Source organism: Streptomyces sp. NPDC060049, assembly GCF_042736715.1.
In the GTDB taxonomy this organism is placed as follows: Bacteria; Actinomycetota; Actinomycetes; order Streptomycetales; family Streptomycetaceae; genus Streptomyces.
The window spans coordinates 91,189-109,479 of sequence record NZ_JBHWVV010000011.1; the positions used below are offsets into that span (position 1 = coordinate 91,189).

Annotated in this window: 15 protein-coding genes; 6 read left to right on the forward strand and 9 right to left on the reverse strand. The window is 73.6% G+C overall.

The genetic code is table 11. The features are described 5' to 3' along the window. Nucleotides 1-67 precede the first annotated feature (67 nt). The 3 genes from ACFWBY_RS21690 to ACFWBY_RS21700 form a co-directional block, all read right to left on the reverse strand. Nucleotides 68-943: a carbohydrate ABC transporter permease gene (locus ACFWBY_RS21690; RefSeq protein ID WP_385333729.1), complete on the reverse strand. Its 876-nt coding sequence runs from the start codon at nucleotides 941-943 to the stop codon at nucleotides 68-70. Further along, the gene (locus ACFWBY_RS21695; protein ID WP_385333796.1) at nucleotides 940-1,761 is read right to left on the reverse strand and encodes a carbohydrate ABC transporter permease; all 822 of its coding nucleotides are present in this window, start codon (nucleotides 1,759-1,761) and stop codon (nucleotides 940-942) included. The genes ACFWBY_RS21690 and ACFWBY_RS21695 overlap by 4 nt, the downstream gene beginning before the upstream one ends. A 152-nt stretch (nucleotides 1,762-1,913) precedes the next feature. Beyond that, complete coding sequence (locus ACFWBY_RS21700; protein ID WP_385333726.1) at nucleotides 1,914-3,248, reverse strand: ABC transporter substrate-binding protein; 1,335 nt, start codon at nucleotides 3,246-3,248, stop codon at nucleotides 1,914-1,916. Nucleotides 3,249-3,681: 433 nt separating this feature from the next. Here ACFWBY_RS21700 and ACFWBY_RS21705 point away from each other — a divergent pair, with 433 nt between their 5' ends. After that, entirely contained in the window at nucleotides 3,682-5,490 is a 1,809-nt protein-coding gene (locus ACFWBY_RS21705) for a hypothetical protein (protein ID WP_385333723.1), read from the forward strand. A gap of 78 nt (nucleotides 5,491-5,568) precedes the next feature. Here the strand turns inward: ACFWBY_RS21705 and ACFWBY_RS21710 are convergent, their stop codons facing one another. Further along, entirely contained in the window at nucleotides 5,569-5,925 is a 357-nt protein-coding gene (locus ACFWBY_RS21710) for a hypothetical protein (RefSeq protein ID WP_385333720.1), read from the reverse strand. A 207-nt stretch (nucleotides 5,926-6,132) separates the two neighbouring features. Here ACFWBY_RS21710 and ACFWBY_RS21715 point away from each other — a divergent pair, with 207 nt between their 5' ends. After that, the gene (locus ACFWBY_RS21715) at nucleotides 6,133-6,582 is read left to right on the forward strand and encodes a universal stress protein (RefSeq protein WP_385333717.1); all 450 of its coding nucleotides are present in this window, start codon (nucleotides 6,133-6,135) and stop codon (nucleotides 6,580-6,582) included. A gap of 45 nt (nucleotides 6,583-6,627) precedes the next feature. Here ACFWBY_RS21715 and ACFWBY_RS21720 read toward each other — a convergent pair whose 3' ends face one another. Continuing rightward, nucleotides 6,628-7,566, reverse strand: a complete 939-nt coding sequence (locus ACFWBY_RS21720) for a serine/threonine dehydratase (protein WP_385333714.1) — start codon at nucleotides 7,564-7,566, stop codon at nucleotides 6,628-6,630. Nucleotides 7,567-7,625: 59 nt separating this feature from the next. Then, the gene (locus tag ACFWBY_RS21725) at nucleotides 7,626-8,270 is read right to left on the reverse strand and encodes a TetR/AcrR family transcriptional regulator C-terminal domain-containing protein (protein WP_385333711.1); all 645 of its coding nucleotides are present in this window, start codon (nucleotides 8,268-8,270) and stop codon (nucleotides 7,626-7,628) included. A 177-nt stretch (nucleotides 8,271-8,447) separates the two neighbouring features. Between ACFWBY_RS21725 and ACFWBY_RS21730 the strand changes: the two genes are divergently transcribed. The 4 genes from ACFWBY_RS21730 to ACFWBY_RS21745 all read left to right on the forward strand — a co-directional run bounded on the left by ACFWBY_RS21730 (nucleotide 8,448) and on the right by ACFWBY_RS21745 (nucleotide 14,878). Beyond that, complete coding sequence (locus tag ACFWBY_RS21730) at nucleotides 8,448-10,163, forward strand: ricin-type beta-trefoil lectin domain protein (RefSeq protein WP_385333708.1); 1,716 nt, start codon at nucleotides 8,448-8,450, stop codon at nucleotides 10,161-10,163. A gap of 102 nt (nucleotides 10,164-10,265) precedes the next feature. Beyond that, nucleotides 10,266-12,536, forward strand: a complete 2,271-nt coding sequence (locus ACFWBY_RS21735; protein WP_385333704.1) for an alpha-N-acetylglucosaminidase — start codon at nucleotides 10,266-10,268, stop codon at nucleotides 12,534-12,536. Nucleotides 12,537-12,738: 202 nt separating this feature from the next. Further along, nucleotides 12,739-13,029: a hypothetical protein gene (locus tag ACFWBY_RS21740; RefSeq protein WP_385333702.1), complete on the forward strand. Its 291-nt coding sequence runs from the start codon at nucleotides 12,739-12,741 to the stop codon at nucleotides 13,027-13,029. Between the two features lie 271 nt (nucleotides 13,030-13,300). Continuing rightward, on the forward strand, nucleotides 13,301-14,878 hold the full coding sequence (locus ACFWBY_RS21745) for a molybdopterin-dependent oxidoreductase (RefSeq protein WP_385333699.1): 1,578 nt from the start codon (nucleotides 13,301-13,303) through the stop codon (nucleotides 14,876-14,878). A gap of 56 nt (nucleotides 14,879-14,934) precedes the next feature. Here the strand turns inward: ACFWBY_RS21745 and ACFWBY_RS21750 are convergent, their stop codons facing one another. The 3 genes from ACFWBY_RS21750 to ACFWBY_RS21760 form a co-directional block, all read right to left on the reverse strand. Next, entirely contained in the window at nucleotides 14,935-15,903 is a 969-nt protein-coding gene (locus tag ACFWBY_RS21750) for an exonuclease SbcCD subunit D (protein WP_385333697.1), read from the reverse strand. Continuing rightward, nucleotides 15,900-16,679, reverse strand: coding sequence for a hypothetical protein (locus ACFWBY_RS21755; protein ID WP_385333694.1), 780 nt, complete (start codon nucleotides 16,677-16,679; stop codon nucleotides 15,900-15,902). The genes ACFWBY_RS21750 and ACFWBY_RS21755 overlap by 4 nt, the downstream gene beginning before the upstream one ends. 242 nt (nucleotides 16,680-16,921) lie before the next feature. Further along, nucleotides 16,922-18,166 (reverse strand): cytochrome P450, encoded by a 1,245-nt coding sequence (locus ACFWBY_RS21760; RefSeq protein ID WP_385333691.1) that lies wholly within the window; start codon nucleotides 18,164-18,166, stop codon nucleotides 16,922-16,924. Nucleotides 18,167-18,291: the final 125 nt, after the last annotated feature.

Sequence of the window (18,291 nt, forward strand, 5' to 3'; positions counted from 1 at the left end):
CACTCCGGGAGAGGGGGTACGGGTACATCGTGCGGTCGAGCGGGGAGGACGGGGGGGCGGGCTCGGGTCAGGTCTTCACGGCTCCCTCGCCCACGCCCTTGAAGAAGAACCGCTGGAGGGCGAAGAAGAGGAGCATCATCGGGATCAGCGCGGCCATCGCCCCGGCGGCGATGGTCCGCTGGTCGCTGACGGTAGTGGCGCCGGCCAGGGTCTTCAGGCCAAGCTGAAGGGTGTAGTTGTCGCTGTCGGTCAGCACCAGCAGCGGCCACAGGAAGTCGTCCCAGGCGCCCATGAAGCTGGTGATGCAGACGACGGCCATCGCTCCTTTGGCGGCGGGGAGGAAGACCCGGGTGAAGCGGGTCCACTCGCCCGCGCCGTCGATGAGCGCCGCTTCCTCCACCTCCTTGGGAACGGTGAGGAAGGCCGATCGCATGATCATGATGTTGAGGACGGAGACGGCGCCGGGCAGCCAGACCCCGATGAGGGTGTCGACCAGGCCCATCCCGCGGACCGTGAGGAACATCGAGATCATCACGGACTCGAAGGGGAACATCAGCGTCGCCACCAGCACGGTGAAGACGGCCTCGCGGCCCTTCCAGCCGGCCCTGGAGAGGGCGTAGCCGCCCATGGCCGCGCACAGCATGTTCGAGGTGACGGCGAGCAGCGCCACGGTCAGGGTGTTGCCGACGTACTGCAAGAGCGGGAACGACTCGGCGACCCGGACGTAGTTGTCGAGGGTGGGCCGCGAGGGCAGCACGCCGTCGTACACGTTCTCGGTGCGGCCGCGGATCGAGGTCAGGAACTGCCAGACGATCGGCCCGAGCGTGATCACGAGCATGAGGACGAGCGTGGCGTACCGAACGGCGAGGCCGACCCGGTACCTGCGGGCTTCGGCTCCGACGCGCCGGCGCGTCTCGCTCCCGGGGGAGGCCGGGCCGCTCAACTCTCGTCCCCCTTCGACAGACGGCGGCCCAGCAGGCTGAAGACCAGTGTCAGCAGGAACAGCAGGATGGACAGGGCCGCCGCGTACCCGGTCTCGCCGGCGAACCCGAGACCGACCTGCCGGATGAGGAACGGCAGGGTGCGGGCGCCGCCGCCGGGACCTCCGCTCTCGCCGCCGAGGATGTAGATCTCGGTGAAGACGCGGAGCGCGGAGATGGCGGAGAGGGTGGCCACGAGCAGCATCATCGGCTTCACCTGCGGGACGGTGATGCTGAAGAAGCGGCGGACGGGGCCGGCGCCGTCGAGCGCCGCGGCCTCGTAGAGCGAGGCGGAGACGTTCCCGAGGGCCGCCAGGTAGAAGACCATGTAGTAGCCGAGGCCCTTCCACACGGTCACGATCATCGCGGAGACCAGCAGCATCGTGCTGTCGGTCAGGAACGGGATGGGCTCGGCGATGACGCCGAGCCCGCGGAACAGCGTGTTGACGAGGCCGTCGCTGCGCAGTACCCACTGCCAGATCAGGCCGACGACCACCGCCGAGGCGATCACCGGGGTGTAGAACGCCGAGCGGAAGAAGCCGATGCCGGGGACCTCTTTGCGTACGAGGACCGCGAGGGCCAGCGGGAGGAGCACCAGGCACGGGACGACGACCACGAGGTACAGCACGCTGTTGCCGGTGGCGACCCAGAAGTCGGGGTCGGCGAAGGCGCGGGTGTAGTTGCCGAAGCCGACGAAGCCTCCCCCGCGCAGGATTTGCGCGTCGGTGAAGGAGAGGATGACGGTGTTGACGAACGGCCAGAGGCTGAACACCGTCACCATCACCAGGCCCGGGGCGAGGAAGAGGTACGGGGTCCACCACGTGCGGTGGCGCGGCCCGGCATCGGCCTCCACGGCCCGCTCGGCGTACTTGGCCCGCTCGGCCCGCTCTGCGCGCTTGGATCGAGCGGCCCGCTCGGCCCGCTCGGCCGCGCTCACTTCCGGCCCGTCTTGGCGAGCAGCTTGTTCGCCTCCTCCTGGGCCTTGCGCACGGCCGTCTTGGCGTCCTGCTCGCCCGTGATGGCCTTCTGTACCTCGCGTACGACCGCGTCACCCACCTGGTTGGTCCACTGGACGGGGGTGTTGGCGTCGAGGTCGGCGCTCTTGAGCTGTTCCGCGCCGACCGCGCGCGCCAGGGTCTCCGCGTCCTTGCCGTCTCCCTTGTCGGAGAAGTAAGGATCGGCCAGGCCGACGGCGTTCGACGGGTAGATCGTCGCCCTTTTCGAGAACTCCACCTGGTTGGGGCCGTTGGTGACCCATTTGGCGAACTCGGCCGCCGCGTCCAGGTGCTTGCCGTCCTTCCTGATGCCGAGGGACTGCGCGTAGATCCCGATGTGGCCGAGCGTGCCGGTGACGGCGTTCGCGACCTGCGTGCCGGCGTAGATCTGCGGGGCGTTCTGCTTGATGTCCCTCACGAAGCCCGGTGAGCCGGGACCGAAGACGAGCTTCCCGCCGCCGTAGAGTTGGTTGATGTCGTCCGACGTGAGCAGCGACTCCTTGGGCATGGCGCCCTTGTCGTACAGGTCCTTCATCCGCTCGACCCACGCGACGGCCTTGCCCGTGTCGAAGGTGAAGGCGTCCTGCCGTGCGTTCAGGATCGGCACGCCCATCTTCTGCCAGTCTCCGGGCAGCCGCCCCTTCGGGTCGGCCATGAAGGCGGAGTACCGCCCGCCGGACCGGGCCGCGATCCGCTCGGCGCAGTCGAAGAACTGCTCGACGGTCGTCGGTGGCTGTGCCGGGTCGAGTCCCGCCTTCTCGAAGAGCTCCTTGTTGTACGTGAGGATCTCCGGGGTCACGTACCAGGGATAGGCGAACACGCTGTCCCCCTTGCCCGGCAGCTTGAACTGCTCCCAGGCACCGGGGACGTACTCCTCGGCCGTCCCGGGGTCGAGCTTGGCCACGTCGGCGAGCATGCCCCGGTCGGCGAGGAGCTGGAAGCTGTCGGTGGAGAGGTTGACGACGTCGGGGAGGGCGCCCGCCTGGGCGTCGGCGACGAGCTTCTCGTTGTAGCCGCCGCCCGGCACGTCCTCCCATGTGACCTCGACGTCGGGGTACTTGCTTTCGAAGGAGTCGATGACGCCCTGCACGTAGGCCGTGAAGGCCGGCTTGAGCTGGAGGGTCCGGAACGTGATCCGCCCTGACACCTTTCCGGTCTTCTCCCCTTCCTCCACGTCCGCGGCGCCACCGCTGACGCCGCACGCGGAGCTCGCGAGGAGCGTGCCGGCCAGGAGGGTGGTGAGGGCGCTGCGCTTCACGTTCTTACCGGTCATCGTCGCCGCCTTCGGGGAGTCCGGCCTCGTCGCCGGAGCGCTGCGCCCAAAGTCGCCCGAAACCATGTTCTCGTCAATGCGACCGAAGTCAGGGAGGCAGGTACCCGTATGACTCGAATGGTCTCAGGAGGCGCCGAACCGTCCGAAATTCACTTTATCGTCCCCGCTTCCACCTGCGCTGATGCGCTTCAGTGCGTAAAAATTCTGGCGCGATCGACGCAATACTCAACCTGTTTGCCCGTCGGAGGTTGACCGTTTATCGCCCGTTCCCGAAAACACGCCCTCATCGCTTTACCACGCTTCGGCGCTCTGATTCCCTATGGTGTGCGCGAGCCGTGCCGATGTAGATTCGGCGGCACGGCGTGTAGCTCAGCAGCCAGAGCACCGAAATGCACATTCGGAGGGCGCAGGGGCAGGACCTGCCACGCCGGCGATGAACGAGTACACGACGACGCCACCGCAGGTCGCCCTGCCCTCCTGGGCCACCCCCGGCCTGGCACACACCCGGCTGCGGCCCTACGAGCGGGAAGCCGCCCGGCTGGTCGGCGTACCGCAGAGCCGGCGTGCCCTCTTCGCGGACGGCGTGTCCGGGCCCGGCATCGCCCGCCTGTGGTCTCTCCTGGACAGCGGGCGCTACGAGATCCACGCGCCGGAGGAGGCCGCGCTCCTGTGCGTGGCGTGGCTGCTGCGGGCCGACCGTCCGGACGACGCGGCCGAACTGGCGGGGCTCTTGGAGCCGTTCGCCGACCGTCTGCCGTTCACACCGCGCCCCGAGGCCTCGGGCCCCGACCACAGCGGCCCCGGGACCACGGGCCCCGAGGTCACCGGCCCGGCCCGCGAGGCTGCCCGGCTGCTCGCGCGGCAGCGGCCGCACCGCGCCGTCGCGGCGCAGCGCGAGGCGCTGACCGTGTGGCGGCCCTTCGAGGACGAATTGCTCTCGTACTGGCTGCGCGCGTACGCGGACGGCGCCCGCGCCCCGCTTCCGGAGGGCGCCGCCCTGCTGGAGCGCTACGGTGCCCTGGCGGCGGCCCACCCCCTGACCGGCCGGCACCGCGCGCCCAAGTCGAATGCGGCGGTCCTGCGCCGGGCACTGGAGGAGAGGGTCGCGGGCCGCGAACCGCCGCCCGGTCAAGCGGCGTCGCTCCGGGCCGCCGTGGCGTCGATGGTCGCCAAGCGCGGCCGGCCCGGCTCCGCCGAGCACACCCGGCTGCGGCAGCAACAGGTTCGCCAAGCCGCTCTCCTGCGGGGCCCGTTCGCCGGAGCCGCGGGGGGCGGCCCGGTACCCGGCGCCGAACCGCCCGCCGCGCTGGCGGCGGCCGAGGAGAGCCGGGCCGCGTGGCAGTCGGGGTTGTCCGCCGTCCGCGTGCCGCGGGCCGTGGGGGCGGCCCTCGTCGAGGGGTACCACCCGGAGGTCGCCGACCCCGCGCTGCTGACTCTGCTCACCAAGCTCTACCAGGGCGCCCACCGGTACACCTCCTACCTCTGGGAGCCGACCCGCCTCGCCGCGTGCCCCTGGATCCGCGCGGTGGCGGGAGCGCCCGCCCCGCGGCCGGCGGCGCTCGGCGCCGCGCTGCGAGGACTCGCCGACTTCGCCCTGGAGGCTTCGGCGGACGCCACGGCGGACGTGGCCCCGCCGCTCGTGCGGGGACTGTCCGCGCTGGCCCGGGGGGCCGGGGTCGACGCGTCGTTCGTCACCGAGCCGTTCGGCTCGCGGGACCTCGGGGTCGCGACCGCGGAGGTCGTGTCCGCCGCGCGGGTGGCTGCCGGACTGCTGCGCGGGACGCCGTACGAGCGCTTCCACGGCATCGACTACGCGGCGGTCCGGGAGCTGGCCGACGCCGACGACCGGGACGGCTTCGCCCGACTGTGCTCCGTACGCGCGGGTTACCCGGCGTACGGCCCCGCCACCGTCTTCGCCGCCGACCCGGCGGTGATCGAGCAGGTGCGGGTCCTCACTGCCTGCAATCTCGCCGCCCTGGTCCACGAGACCGGCGCATACCCCCGGTCCGGCTGGGACGCCCTGGCCCGGGCCGCGTTCGCGGGGGCGACGCGCCGCCGGACGGCCACCCCGAAGCGGACGGCCCGCGCTTGGCGGCACCTGCTGTTCCACCTCTCGATGTGCGACGCCGACGAGCGCGCCGCCGTGCTCGCCTGGATCGACGCCCGGACCGGCCGGCTCCCGGCGGGCACGGCCGCCCGGCTGGCACCACCGGTCGCGAGGCTCCGTCAGGCGATGGCGTAGCGGAGAGGGAACAGCGCAGACGGCGTGGCGGGGTGGCGCGCGACCACCACCACCGGGCCGGGAACAGGACCAAAAGCCCTATTTCATCGGGTAGTCGGCCTTCTCCGCGAGCTTGCCGTCCTTGAAGCAGAAACGCAGCACCGTGTTGGCCTCGCCGGCACTGGACACGTACCAGGAGCACTGGCTGTCCGCGGGCTGGGCGGGGCCGCCGTCCTTGAGGGCGGCTTCGACGAAGGTCCGGCCGGACGGCAGGTCGGCGCGGACCTGGGTCTCGGGGTCGCCGACCTTGACGGCCTCGTACACCTGGGGGTCGACGAGGGTCTTGTCGGCCACGTCGGCGACCTTGCCTATCCCGAAGAGCAGGAGAACGAGCATCCCGATCCCCAGAACCACGGCCACCAGGCAGCCGATCAGACATCCATTGCGTCGTGCCACGTCCCGCTCCTCGTGCGTCCGACGGACGATTCCCGTCCGTGCCGACGGACGATTCCCGTCCGTCGGGACGACTCTCGCAAGCGGCCGCGTCCCCCCGCTGTTCTCCAAAGTCTTCGGCTCCCACGACGAACGTCGTTCGAGGTCGGACGGAGTGAGGCATGTATACAGGATGAGAACGACCATTCGGACGAACTGCAAGGAATCATCGTGAGCCAGAACACCGAGCCCCTGATCGTCGTCGGCGTCGACGGTTCGAACCACTCGAAGCAGGCCCTGCGCTGGGGAGTTGCCCAGGCCAAGGCCATCGACGGCCGGGTGCACGCCGTCATGAGCTGGGAGTGGAACACCAACCCCTTCGGCATCAGCCCGTCGGCACAGGACGTGCTGGTGACCGCCGAGGAGGCGGCCCGCCAGCGGCTCGCCGACACCGTGGCGGAGGCGGTCGGCACCTCGCCCGGCGTTCCGGTCTTCCGCCGGGTCGAACAGGGTCCGGCGGCGCAGGTGCTGGTGGACGCCTCGCAGGAGGCCGCGATGACGGTCGTCGGGACCCGCGGCTACGGGGGCGTCAAGGGCGCGCTGATGGGATCGGTGAGCCAGCAGGTGGTGCAGTACGCGGCCAGCACGGTCGTCGTGGTCCGCGAGGACCGCTCCGCCTGACCACCGCCGCCCGGCCGGCCCTCCCCGCCCACCCCCCGTGACCTCTCAGGACGGCGCGCGGCCGAGGTCCGCCGGATCCGTGTTCGCGCCGCACAGCACCACCGCGACCCGCTCCCCCGGCGGCCGCGGAGCGACGCGCAGCGCCGCCAACGCGGTGGCCGCGCCCGCTTCGACCACGATGCGGTGCTCCTCCCACAGCGCGCGCCGGGCGGAGGTGATCGCCGCGTCCGGCACGAGGACCGACTCCGCGTTCCCCGCCCGTACGGCGGCCAGCGCGTCCGCGGAGACCCGGGTCGCCCCCAGCGAGTCGGCGGCCACCGAGTCCACGGCCACGTCCACGAGACGGCCGGCCTCCAGGGCCGCGTTCAGGGCCCGGCAGTTCTCCGGTTCGGCCGCGACGACCCGTACGCCGTGCTCCCGCGCGGCGGCGGCGATCCCGGCGAACAGCCCGCCGCCGCCGACCGCGACGACGACCGTGTCCAGGCCCGGCAGGGCGCCGCGGATCTCGTCGAGCAGGGTTCCGGCGCCGGCCGCGATGAGCGGGTGGTCGTAGGCGTGGCTGCTCAGCGCCCCGCTCGCGGCGGCGAACTCCCGGCAGGCCGCGAGCGCTTCGGCGTAACGGTCGCCGACGAGCCGTACGTCGGCTCCGTAGCCCCGCAGCCGTTCCACCTTGACGCGCGGCGCGGTGGCCGGCAGGAACACGGTGGCGGGCACGGATCCGGCTCGGGCCGCCCAGGCGCAGGCGAGGCCGGCGTTGCCGCCGGAGGCGATGGTGACCCCGGTGTCGGGCAGGGTGCCGGCGGCGCGGTGGGCGGCGAGGAAGTTGCGGGCGCCGCGGGCCTTGAAGGAGCCGGTGTGCTGGAGGTACTCCAGCGCGTACGAGACCCCCTGCGCGCCCGCCGGTATCACCGTGACGGGCCGTACCGCCCCGGCGATCCGGTCGGCGGCGGCGCGCACGGCGGCGTAGTCGAGCTGCTGTTCCACGGACTCACTCCTCTGTTCACGCGTGTTCCACGAAGGGGCGGGCCGGCGGGTCCCGGCCGTCATGCGCCGGGCGGCCGGGCCGCCTCGATCAGCTGGCGCAGGGCGCCGTAGTACACCTCGTGGTCGGTCAGGGCGGGCAGTACGTCGGCCAGCGCGCCGCCGAGCACCGGGAAGGCCGCCGGGTCCAGGGCGGCGAGCGCGGCGCGCGAGGCGGCGGTGGCTCCGGCGGGGTCCCGGTGCTCGACGAAGGCGGCGCTGCCCAGGGTCAGCAAATACATCCGCCGGTACGCGGTCATCGCCTCGGCGGGGGTCATCCCGGCGGCCACGCTGTCGGCGAGCGCCGGTTCCACGAGCCGCGCGAGCAGCTGCCGCCCGAGCCAGGGGCGGCCGCCGCGCAGGGCCGGCAGCCCGGGGTGCGCGGCGAGGAGCCGGTAGAGCGCGGTGAACCGCTGCTCGGTGGCCTCGGCCCAGCCGGTCCCGGCGGGGACCTGCGGCAGTTGGGCGGCGAGGTGCTCGGTGCAGAGGTCGATCAGGCCCGCGAGGTCGGTGCAGCGCCGCTGGACGGTGGCGTGCGAGACGTCGAGCCGGTCGGCGAGCGCGCGGAAGCTGAGCGCGGCCGGCCCCTGCTCGTCGAGGATCCGCAGGGCGGCGGCGGCGATCGCCTCGGGTGTCGCGCGGTCCAGGGCCGCTGATCTTCTCGGCATGAGATACACCGTATCAGCCACTGTCACACACTTCGCCGCGCCCTGCTCCGATCTGTGCGCGCGTTCGTACGTGCACCCAAATTGCTGGTCATTGGCGCATAATCCGCGACTTATGTTGACAGAGGGTAGTCACACCGCTGCACTGGCGAGCGACAGCCCCCACGTCAAGGAGACTCCGTGCCGCCTCGCCTGCGTGCGTCGCTCCCCTGTCTGACCGCGGCCGCCCTGCTCGCCCTCGCACTGTGCCCGGCCCCGGCGGCGGCCGAGCCCACCGCGACCTCGGACACCCCGCTCGCCCTCACCCCGCCGATGGGCTGGAACAACTGGGCGCACTACATGTGCGACATCGACGAGGCCAAGGTCGTGGCGAACGCCGACGCGCTCGTGTCCACCGGCCTCGCCGCCAAGGGCTACGACACGGTCACCGTCGACGACTGCTGGATGACCAAGAGCCGCGACGCGGACGGCAACCTCGTCGTCGACACGGAGAAGTTCCCGCACGGCATGGCCTGGCTCGGCGCGTACCTGCACGCCAGGAAGCTCAAGTTCGGCATCTACCAGGACGCCGGCCACCTCACCTGCGAGCGCTACCCCGGCAGCGGTTCCCCCGAGGGCGGCGGACCGGACCACTACGCCCGCGACGCACGGCAGTTCGCCTCCTGGGAAGTCGACTACGTCAAGATGGACGGCTGCAACCTGTGGGTGCCCGAGGGCGCCACGAAGGAGCAGGCCTACCGCGACGCCTACAACTCCGTGGCCAAAGCGCTGCGCGACAGCGGGCGCGACATGGTGCTCTCCGCCTCCGCGCCCGCCTACTTCCAACAGGGCGAGTGGGGCGGCGCCGACTGGCACAAAGTGCTCGACTGGGTCGGCGAGACGGGCCAGCTCTGGCGCGAGGGCCGGGACATCAAGGTGTACAAGCCCGCCGCGCCGAACACCTCCCGGTGGAGCTCGGTCATGGGCAACTACGGCTACAACCGCTGGCTCGGCCGGTACGCGGGCCCCGGCAACTGGAACGACCCCGACTTCCTGATCGCCGGCGCCCCCGGGCTCACCGGGGCGGAGAGCCGCAGCCAGGTCGGCCTGTGGGCCATGATGGCCGCGCCGTTCATCCTGTCCTCGCAGGTCTCCGAGCTCGACCGGGCCGGCCTCGCCGCCCTCGGCAACACCGATCTGATCGCGCTCGACCAGGACCCGATGGGCCGGCAGGGCGCGGTGGTGTCCTCCAACACCACCTTCGACATCCTGGTGCGGCCGCTCGCGAACGGGGACCGCGCCGTCGCCGTGCTCAACCGCTCCGGCGCCGTCCGCTCCATCCGCGTACCGCTCGACGAGGTCGGGCTGTCCTCCTGCACGGTCGCCGCGAAGGACCTGTGGAACGGTGAGGTCCGCGAGGTCTCCGGCGCGTTGACCGGCACGCTGGCCGCGCACGACACGGGCGTCTGGCGGCTCACCCCGCGCGCCGGCTGCGCCCCGGCCGTGCCCACCGGCCAGATCACCGGCCAGGGTCCCGGCCAGGGCGCCGCCTGCGCCGACGGTGCGAACACCACAGCGGTGGGCGCCGTCGTGATGGCCGCCTGCACGGGCGCGCCCGACCAGCGCTGGACCGTGGCCCGGGACGGCGCCCTGCGCCTGGCCGGCGACTGCCTGACGGCCGGCCCGGACGGGCTCGTCGAGCTGGCCGACTGCTCGTCCGACCACCTGCGCCGCGGTCCGGGGCAGGGCTGGAGCGCGCACCGCGACGGAACCCTCGTCGACCGGGCGAGCGGGCTCTGCCTGACGGCGCCCGCCCCCGCCGCGGTCCCCGCCGAGCCCGGCGCCCCCGCCGAGCGGCTGGGGCTCTCCCCCTGCGGCGACCACCGGGTCGACCAGGTCTGGGCGCTGCCCGTCTGACGGTCCGCACCCATGGGCCCGCAGACGGGTCATCAGAGGTGCATCCAGCCCCTGCCCGATCCGCCGAGGCCGGCGGACACGACCGAGACGAGGACGACGCTTATGCCGGGCCCCACCCCACGACGCGGCCGGGCCGGACGGGTGCGCCGCCGCGTCACGCTTGCCGCGCTGCCCGCGGCCCTGCTGACCCTGGCGGTCGCGGGGGCCGCTCCCGGGGCCACGGCCCGGGGTGTCCAGCCCCCCGCGGCCGCAGGCGCGGGACACGGGGGGCGGGTCTTCGACGCCTCCCCCGCGCGGGCCGCCCTGCAGCGGCTGCTGCCGCGGCACGCCGGTCAGTTCACGCTGGTGGCGGACCCCACGGCGGCGAAGGACACCTTCACCGTCTCCGGGTCGGCCGGCGCCGTCACCGTCCGGGGCTCCACCGGCGCCACCCTGCTCACCGGGGCCGGCTGGTACCTCCAGCACGTCGCCGGAGCCGACATCGGCTGGCCCGGCGACAGCATCGGGATGCTGCCCGCCGAGCTGCCCGCGGTGCCCGCCCCGGTCACCCGGAGCGCGCTGGTGGCGCACCGGTACGCCCTGAACGACACCGACGACGGGTACTCGGGGCCGTACCGCACCTTCGAGGAGCACCAGCGGCAGATCGACCTGCTCGCCCTGCACGGCGTCAACGAGGTGTTCGTCCAGGTCGGCGCCGAGTACCCGTACTACCGGGCGCTCCAGCGCTTCGGCTATACGGCCGAGGAGCTGCGCGAGTGGATTCCGGGCCCCGGCCACCAGAGCTGGTGGCTGCTGCAGAACCTCAGCGGCTTCGGCGGCCCCGTCACCGAACAGCTGATGAGGACGCGCGCCGAGTCGGGTGCCAGGATCGCCCAACAGCTGCGCGACCTCGGCATGACCCCGGTGCTGCCCGGCTACTTCGGCACCGTGCCGCCGTCCTTCGCGCAGCGCAACCCGGGCGCGGTGACCGTGCCGCAGGGCGACTGGGCCGGCTTCGACCGGCCCGACTGGCTGGACCCGGCCTCCCCGGCCTTCGCGAAGCTGGCCGCCGACTACTACGCCGAGCAGCGGGCGGTGTTCGGGGACAGCACGATGTACCGGATGAGCCCCCTGCACGAGGGCGGTCAGACCGGTTCGGTCGATGTGAAGAAGGCCGCCGGGGCCGTGCAGCAGGCCCTGTGGGCGGCCCATCCCGGTGCGCTGTGGGCGGTGCTGGGCTGGCAGGACGACCCGACGAAGGAGCTGCTGGCCGGGGTGGACACCTCGAAGCTGCTGATCCTGGACGGGCTGTCGGACCGCTACAACCGCCTGGACCGTGAGGCCCGTTGGGGCGGCGCCCCGTACGCGATGGGCAGCATCTACAACTTCGGCGGCCACACGACGGTCGGTGCGAACACCTCCGTGTGGATCGACCGGTTCGGGTCCTGGCGCGCGAAGGCCGACAGCGCGCTGACCGGCACCGCCTACCTCCCGGAGGCCACCGGTACCAACCCTGCCGGCTTCGACCTCTTCACGGACCTCGCGTGGGAGCCGGGCCCGATCGACCAGCGGCGGTGGTTCGCGGACTTCGCGGGCCGCCGGTACGGGCGGCCCGACGCCGAGGCCGCGGCGGCGTGGGAGGAGCTGCGGACGGGACCGTACAGCACCTCCTCGGGGCTGTGGTCGGAGTCCCAGGACAGCCTGTTCACCGCCCGGCCGAGCCTGACGGCGGCAGGATCGGCGTACTGGAGTCCGAAGGCGCTGCGGTATCCGGCGGGCTCGGTGCGCCGCGCCCTCGGCCACCTGCTCAAGGTGGACCCGCGGCTGCGCGGCTCCAGCGCCTACCGCTTCGACCTGGTGGACACCGCCCGGCAGGCCCTCGCCAATCACTCGCGGGTGCTGCTGCCGCGCATCAAGGCGGCCTACGAGGCCAAGGACCTGGCCCTCTTCCGCCGGCTGACTTCCGAATGGGCGCACTGGCAGGCGAAGTTGGACGAGCTCGTCGGATCCGACCCGAACTTCCTGCTCGGCTCCTGGCTGTCGGCAGCCCGCTCGCACGGCGCGGACGGGGCCGAGAAGGACCGGTACGAGTACGACGCCCGCTCGATCCTGAGCGTGTGGGGCCGGCAGAGCACCAGCGAGGGCGGTTTCCTGCACGACTACGCGAACCGCGAATGGTCCGGTCTCGTCTCGGAGTTGTACGCACGGCGGTGGACTTCCTACTTCGCCTCGCTGGAGGAGGCGCTCGTGCGGCGGACCCCCCCGAAGGCGATCGACTGGTACGCCTTCGAGGAGGCGTGGGCGCGGCTGACCACCCGGCACCCGGACCGGCCGAGCGGTGATCCGTACGACCTGGCGGCCGGGATCGCGGCCGCCTTGCCCGAGGCCCCATGACCTACACCACGGCCGCGGTGGAGGTCGCCGGGTGATCCGGTCTTCACCCCGCCGTGGGAATCCACCCACTCGCGCGAGGGAGCCGCGAGCCGAGCTCCAGCCGCGAGGGCGGGGCGCTGGGTTCACTGGCGGAAATCGATCAGGGGCGGGCGGCCCGGGGAGCAACCGGCGGCCGCCCCTTCCGACGCCGGGAGCGCCCGCCATGTCCCAGACCGACCCGACGACGCCCTCCGCCGCCCCGGAGCCGCTGACGCCCCTCGCCGGCGAGGGCGACGGTCCCGCTTCCGACCGGTTACGCCGGTCCCCGGCCCGGGCGCACGACCCGCAGCTCCGCGCCGACCTGCGGGAGCCGCTCACCGCGGGCGTCGTGGAGCTGCGCAAACGCGGGCAGGTCGCCACGGGCCGCCGGCCGGGGCCGGCCGGCGGCGCGGAGAGCCACCTCGTGACCATGGCCCGCCGGGCCGCCGAGCGGGCCGGCCGCCCCCGCGCGTGAGGGGGCGTCACCCGGGCGGGCGGCGAGGTCGCGCAGACGCCGTCGGTTCCGCTCGGTACCGTGAAGACACGGCTGCGCGGCGACCTGCCGCGACTGCGGACGTGTCGTGGTCTCCCGGGACCGGGGCCGGGCGGTGTTCCTGACCGCCGGGATGCCCGCCGCACCGGCCGGGCGGGTGTTCAGCTGTGGTTCGCCGACCCTCCGGGTGCCATGCTGCCGACAGGGCGGCCGGCCCCTGGGGGGCCGAGCGGACGGGTGGACGGTGAGTGCAATGACCCGAGTGAAGGCAGGACCCGAGCGCCCGCTGCGGTACGCGCTCGGCGCCGTCAGCGGACTGGTCGCCGCTGTCACCGGCCTGGCTCTGGCGCACGTGGCGGCCGCGGCCGTGCGGCCCGAGGCCTCCCCGCTCACCGCCGTCGGCGGGGCCGTGGTGGACCGTACCCCGGCCGCCGTGAAGGAGTGGGCGATCCGCCGGTTCGGCGACGCCGACAAGCTGGTCCTGGCCGTCGGCATCGTCGTCGTCCTCTGCGCGATCGCGGCCGCGGCCGGGCTGCTGGCCGTACGGCACCTGCCCGCGGGCACGGCGCTCGCTGCCGCCGTCGGGGCGGTCGGGGCGGCGGCGGCGCTCAGCCGGCCGGAGGCGGGCTGGAAGGACGCACTGCCCTCACTGGTGGGCGGGGCCGTCGCCGCCGGGGTGCTGTACCTGCTGGTCACGGCCCTGGAGCGGCCCGGACCCGGACCCGCGACCACGGGCATGGACCGGCGCGGCTTCGGCCGCCTCGTCGTCGGCGCCCTCGCCCTCTCGGCCGGGGCGGGGTACGCCGGGCGAAGGCTCGGCGCCTTCGGCTCGGCGGGGGCCACGTCCTCCCGGGCGGACCTGGTCCTCCCGGCGCCCTCCGTACCGGCTCCACCGGTCCCGGCCGGGGCCGGTCTGCGGGTCCCCGGGATCTCCCGCTTCCTCACCCCGAACCCCGACTTCTACCGCGTCGACACCGCCCTGGTCGTACCGCGCGTGGACGCGGACGCCTGGCGGCTGCGCATCCACGGGGACGGAGTGGCCAGACCCCTCACCCTCGACCTGCGCGAGCTGCTCGCGCGCCCTCTGGTCGAGCACGACATCACCCTGACGTGCGTGTCCAACGAGGTCGGCGGCCCCTACGCGGGCAACGCCCGATGGCTCGGCGTGCGCCTCGCGGACCTGCTCCGCGAGGCCGGCGTGCGGCCGCCGTCGCAGGGCGGTCCGGCCGACCAGCTGGTGGCGCGCTCGGTGGACGGGATGACCCTCGGCACCCCCGTCGAAGCCGTGATGGACGGCCGGGAGGCACTGCTGGCCGTCGGGATGAACGGCGAGCCGCTCCCCTTCCGGCACGGCTTTCCCGTACGGATGGTCGTGCCGGGCCTGTACGGGTACGTCTCCGCGTGCAAGTGGCTCCGCGAGCTGCGGCTGACCACCTTCGACGCCTACGACGCCTACTGGGTGCGCCGGTCCTGGGCCCCGCGGGCTCCGGTCAAGACCCAGTCGCGCATCGACACCCCGCGCCCCTCCGCCGAACCCGCGCCGGGTCCGGTGGCCGTCGCCGGGGTGGCGTGGGCGCAGCACCGGGGCATCGCACGGGTCGAGGTACGGGTGGACGCGGGCCCCTGGCACGAGGCCCGGCTCGGGGACGCGGACGGCGACGACACCTGGCGCCAGTGGGTGTGGACGTGGGAGGCGGCTCCGGGCCGGCACGCCCTGGAGGTCCGTGCCACGGACCGGACGGGCGCCGTGCAGACGGGGGAACGGGCCGGGACGGTCCCCGACGGGGCGACCGGGTGGCACTCGGTGGTCGTGCGCGTCCGGTCGGCGTGAGGAGCGGGCGTGCGGCGTCCCGGTCGGGATCCCGGCGCGCGGTGTCCTGCCCCGCCTCAGGCGGCCGGGGACGTCGGCGCGGGGCAGACCATCGCGGCCGGCCCGGCGAGGGCGCGTGCCGCGCGCAGCAGGCCGGGATGCGTGCCGTCGGTGAGGGTCCAGACGACGGCGCCGCCGGCGGGCGGGCACGGGACGGCCGCGAACCGGGCCCGCAGGTCGGCCTCGGCGGTGGCCCGGCACGGCAGGTGCAGGTCCTCGTAGCGCACCGGGGCGGTGTCCACCTGGCGGATCCCGATGCGGCCGCCGTCCCCGATCAGCAGTTCGGTGAAGCCCCGGCCGCCCGGCTCTCCGGGGCCCCGGGCGTGGGTGTTGCCCGGGTACGCGGCGAACGCGCCGGCGCCCGGCACGAGCCGGTGGTGGACGTGGCCGAGCGCCCAGTAGTCGTATCCGGCGCGCGCCAGTGTCCGCGGGTCGGCCGGCGCGCAGATCCGGCGGCTCCAGGCACCGTGCAGGCTGGTGTGCAGGAGCCCGATGTTGACGGTGCCGGGTACACGGCGCGGGTATCCGGCGGCCAGGTCGCGGCGCTCGTCCGGGTCGGCCACCGACTGGCCGTGGACGGTGATCCCGAGGTCGGGCCAGGACACCGACTCGGGGGTGTCCGCCGCGAGCCAGCGCACGGACGGCGGGAGCGAGAGCTTGTGCGGCAGCGGGCTCTGCGCGTCGTGGTTGCCCGAGACCGCCACCGTGCGCAGGCCCGCCTCGTGGAAGGCGCTGAGGGCGTCCTGGCAGGCGGCCAGCGCGCGGGCGTCGGCGTGGCGGCGGTCGAAGACGTCCCCGGCGAGGAGCACCGCGTGGTAGCCGCCCCCGACGATGTGGCGCACGGCCGCGCGCAGGGCCTCGTACGGAGCCTCGTACGGGTCTATCGCGGGCGCACCGGGATAGTCCGCCAGCCCGCCCAGGGCGGACCCTATGTGCAGGTCGGCCAGGTGGGCCACGCGTATCGGTCCGGTGCCGGACGCCTTCACGGGCCGAGGATGAGCTCGGTCTTGAAGGCGTCGCGCTCCAGCAGCCAGCCCTCGGCCCGGAGCTTGCCCATCAGGTCGGAGCGCAGTCGCACGGCATCCCGCAGGGTGTGCGCCTTGGCGGTGACCTCCGCGAACCAGGCCGCCTCGCCGGACGCGGTGGGCAGCCGGCTGACTTGCGTCTCCATCGCGTGATCGAGCATGCGGCCAGGATAGTTCGCCTGGCTTACCGGGCCGTGAAGACGGGATGACGCGGTGACGGCCTGAGCCCATCCGGCCGGTTTCGCGCCCCACCGGGCGAGCTTTCCGGGGAGGCGGTCCAGGACGATGGCGCGGGAGGCCTCGAGGCCGGGGAGTTCGCCGGGGGCCAGGCCCGGGACCCGGCGGCACTTCTTGTTCGTGAAGTCGAGGGTGGCGCGGGTGTGGCTGAGGTTGACCTGGACCCGGTAGTTCCCTTCGCCGACGGCGAAGTCGTGCTCCCCGGCCCGGTCCATCACGCGCCGTACCTCGGCGGGCTCCGAGCCGTCGCCCTCGATCTCGAAGCGGGCCTTGTAGGCGAGCCGGACGCGGTTCTCGTCGTCGTGGCGCCGGATGCGGACGATCCAGCCCTCTCCGTTCAGACTCCGCCCGGCGTCGTCCATGTACTGCGCGACCTCGACGCGGCCGGGCGCGCCCAGCGCCAGCGCCGTGGCCGCCGCCTCCGTGGGCAGCCCGCCGCCGTCCAGCACCTGATCGGGGTCGACCAGCAGCTTGACCTGGTAGACCGTGCGCGCCGCCACCGTCGGCGACACCCTCGTCGGCGCTTGGGACCGGGTCCGGCGATTCGTTGTCTTCGGCGTGTTCCGCATATCCCCGTCGATCATGGCTCATATGACATCGGGGCGGGTGAAACCTCCGGAACCGCCCCGGTGAACAGGCGGCGAATCTACCCCAGGACCAGGGCCCCGGACTGCGCGTCGCCCCAGTGGCCGAGCCCGGCGCTGCGGGCCCTCCCGGACGGCGCGTCGGGTCCTCGGGGCCCCTACTTGCCCGTCAGGCGGACCGGCAGCGCTTCGACGCTGTTGCCGATGAAGCTGCGCTGGTGCGGGAGGTCGGCTTCGGGGACGGCCAGGTCGAGGTCCGGGAAGCGGGTGAAGAGGGCTTCCAGGGCGGTGACGGCCTCCAGCCGGGCGAGCGGGGCGCCGACGCAGTAGTGGGCGCCGTGCCCGAAGGAGAGGCTGCGCGCCGCGGTGGGGCGGGTGACGTCGAAGCGGTCGGCGTCCGGTCCGTGGAAGGCCTCGTCGCGGCCGGCGGCCGTGTAACCGGCGAGGACCGGCGTGCCCTGCGGGATGACGGTCCCGCCGATGATCAGGTCGCGGGTCGGGTAGCGGAACGGGAACCAGCTGACCGGGCCGTCGAAGCGCAGGGTCTCGTCGACCACGTCCGACCAGGTGGCCCTGGACTCCAGGACCAGGGCGAGCTGGTCGCGGTGGGTGCACAGGGCTCGGACGGCGTTGCTGATCAGGTTGAGGGTGGTCTCGTGGCCCGCGACCAGCATCAGCCGCATGGTGCCGATGAGTTCGGCTTCGCTCAGCCGGTCGCCGTCCCCGTCGCGGGCGGCTATCAGCGCACTCGTCAGGTCCTCGCCCGGATCGGCCCGCCGGGCCGCCGCGATCGCGCCGATCAGCTCGACGAGCTCCCGTACGGCCGCCATGACCTCGGCCGGGGTGGCGTCGGTGGCGACGATGACCGTGTTCGACAGCTCGTGCAGCCGGCCCCGGTGCTCGGGGTCCACGCCGAGGAGCTCGCAGATCACGCTCATCGGGAGCGGGAGCGCGAAGTGCGTGCGCAAGTCCACGACGCCGTCGGGGGCTTGGGCCGCGGCCCGCTCCAGGTCGTCCAGCAGCCCGGCCGTCAGCTCCTCGACGCGGGGGCGCAGCCGCTCCACCTGGCGCACGGTGAAGGCGTTGCCGACGAGGGAGCGCAGCCGGCGGTGGTCGGCGTCGTCCGCGGTGTGCATGCCCTGGGCGTTGGCGAAGACGCGCAGCGGCCAGTCCGGCGGGACGGTGCCGTCGTGGAGGGCGCCGAAGTGCCGGGCGTCCTTGGCCACGTCGGGGTGGGCGAGGAACTCCTTCAGCGCCTCGTGGCCGAGGACCACCGCGCCGGGCACGCCGCCGGGAAGCACCACGTCGGCTACGGCGCCCCGCGCGCGCAGCCGGGCGTTGAGGGCGTGCGGGCAGCCGCCGGCGGGGTCGATGACGTGCGCGGGTGCGTGATCGGAGGACAAGCCTGGTCTCCTGACGGTATGAAGGATCTCGGCCAACAGTGCGGCCTGGAGGGCGGGTTGTTCAAGCCCGCCCTCGCCTCGCCCCGCGGCGGGGTCACCCGGACGCGGACGCGCCGCCCCTCTAC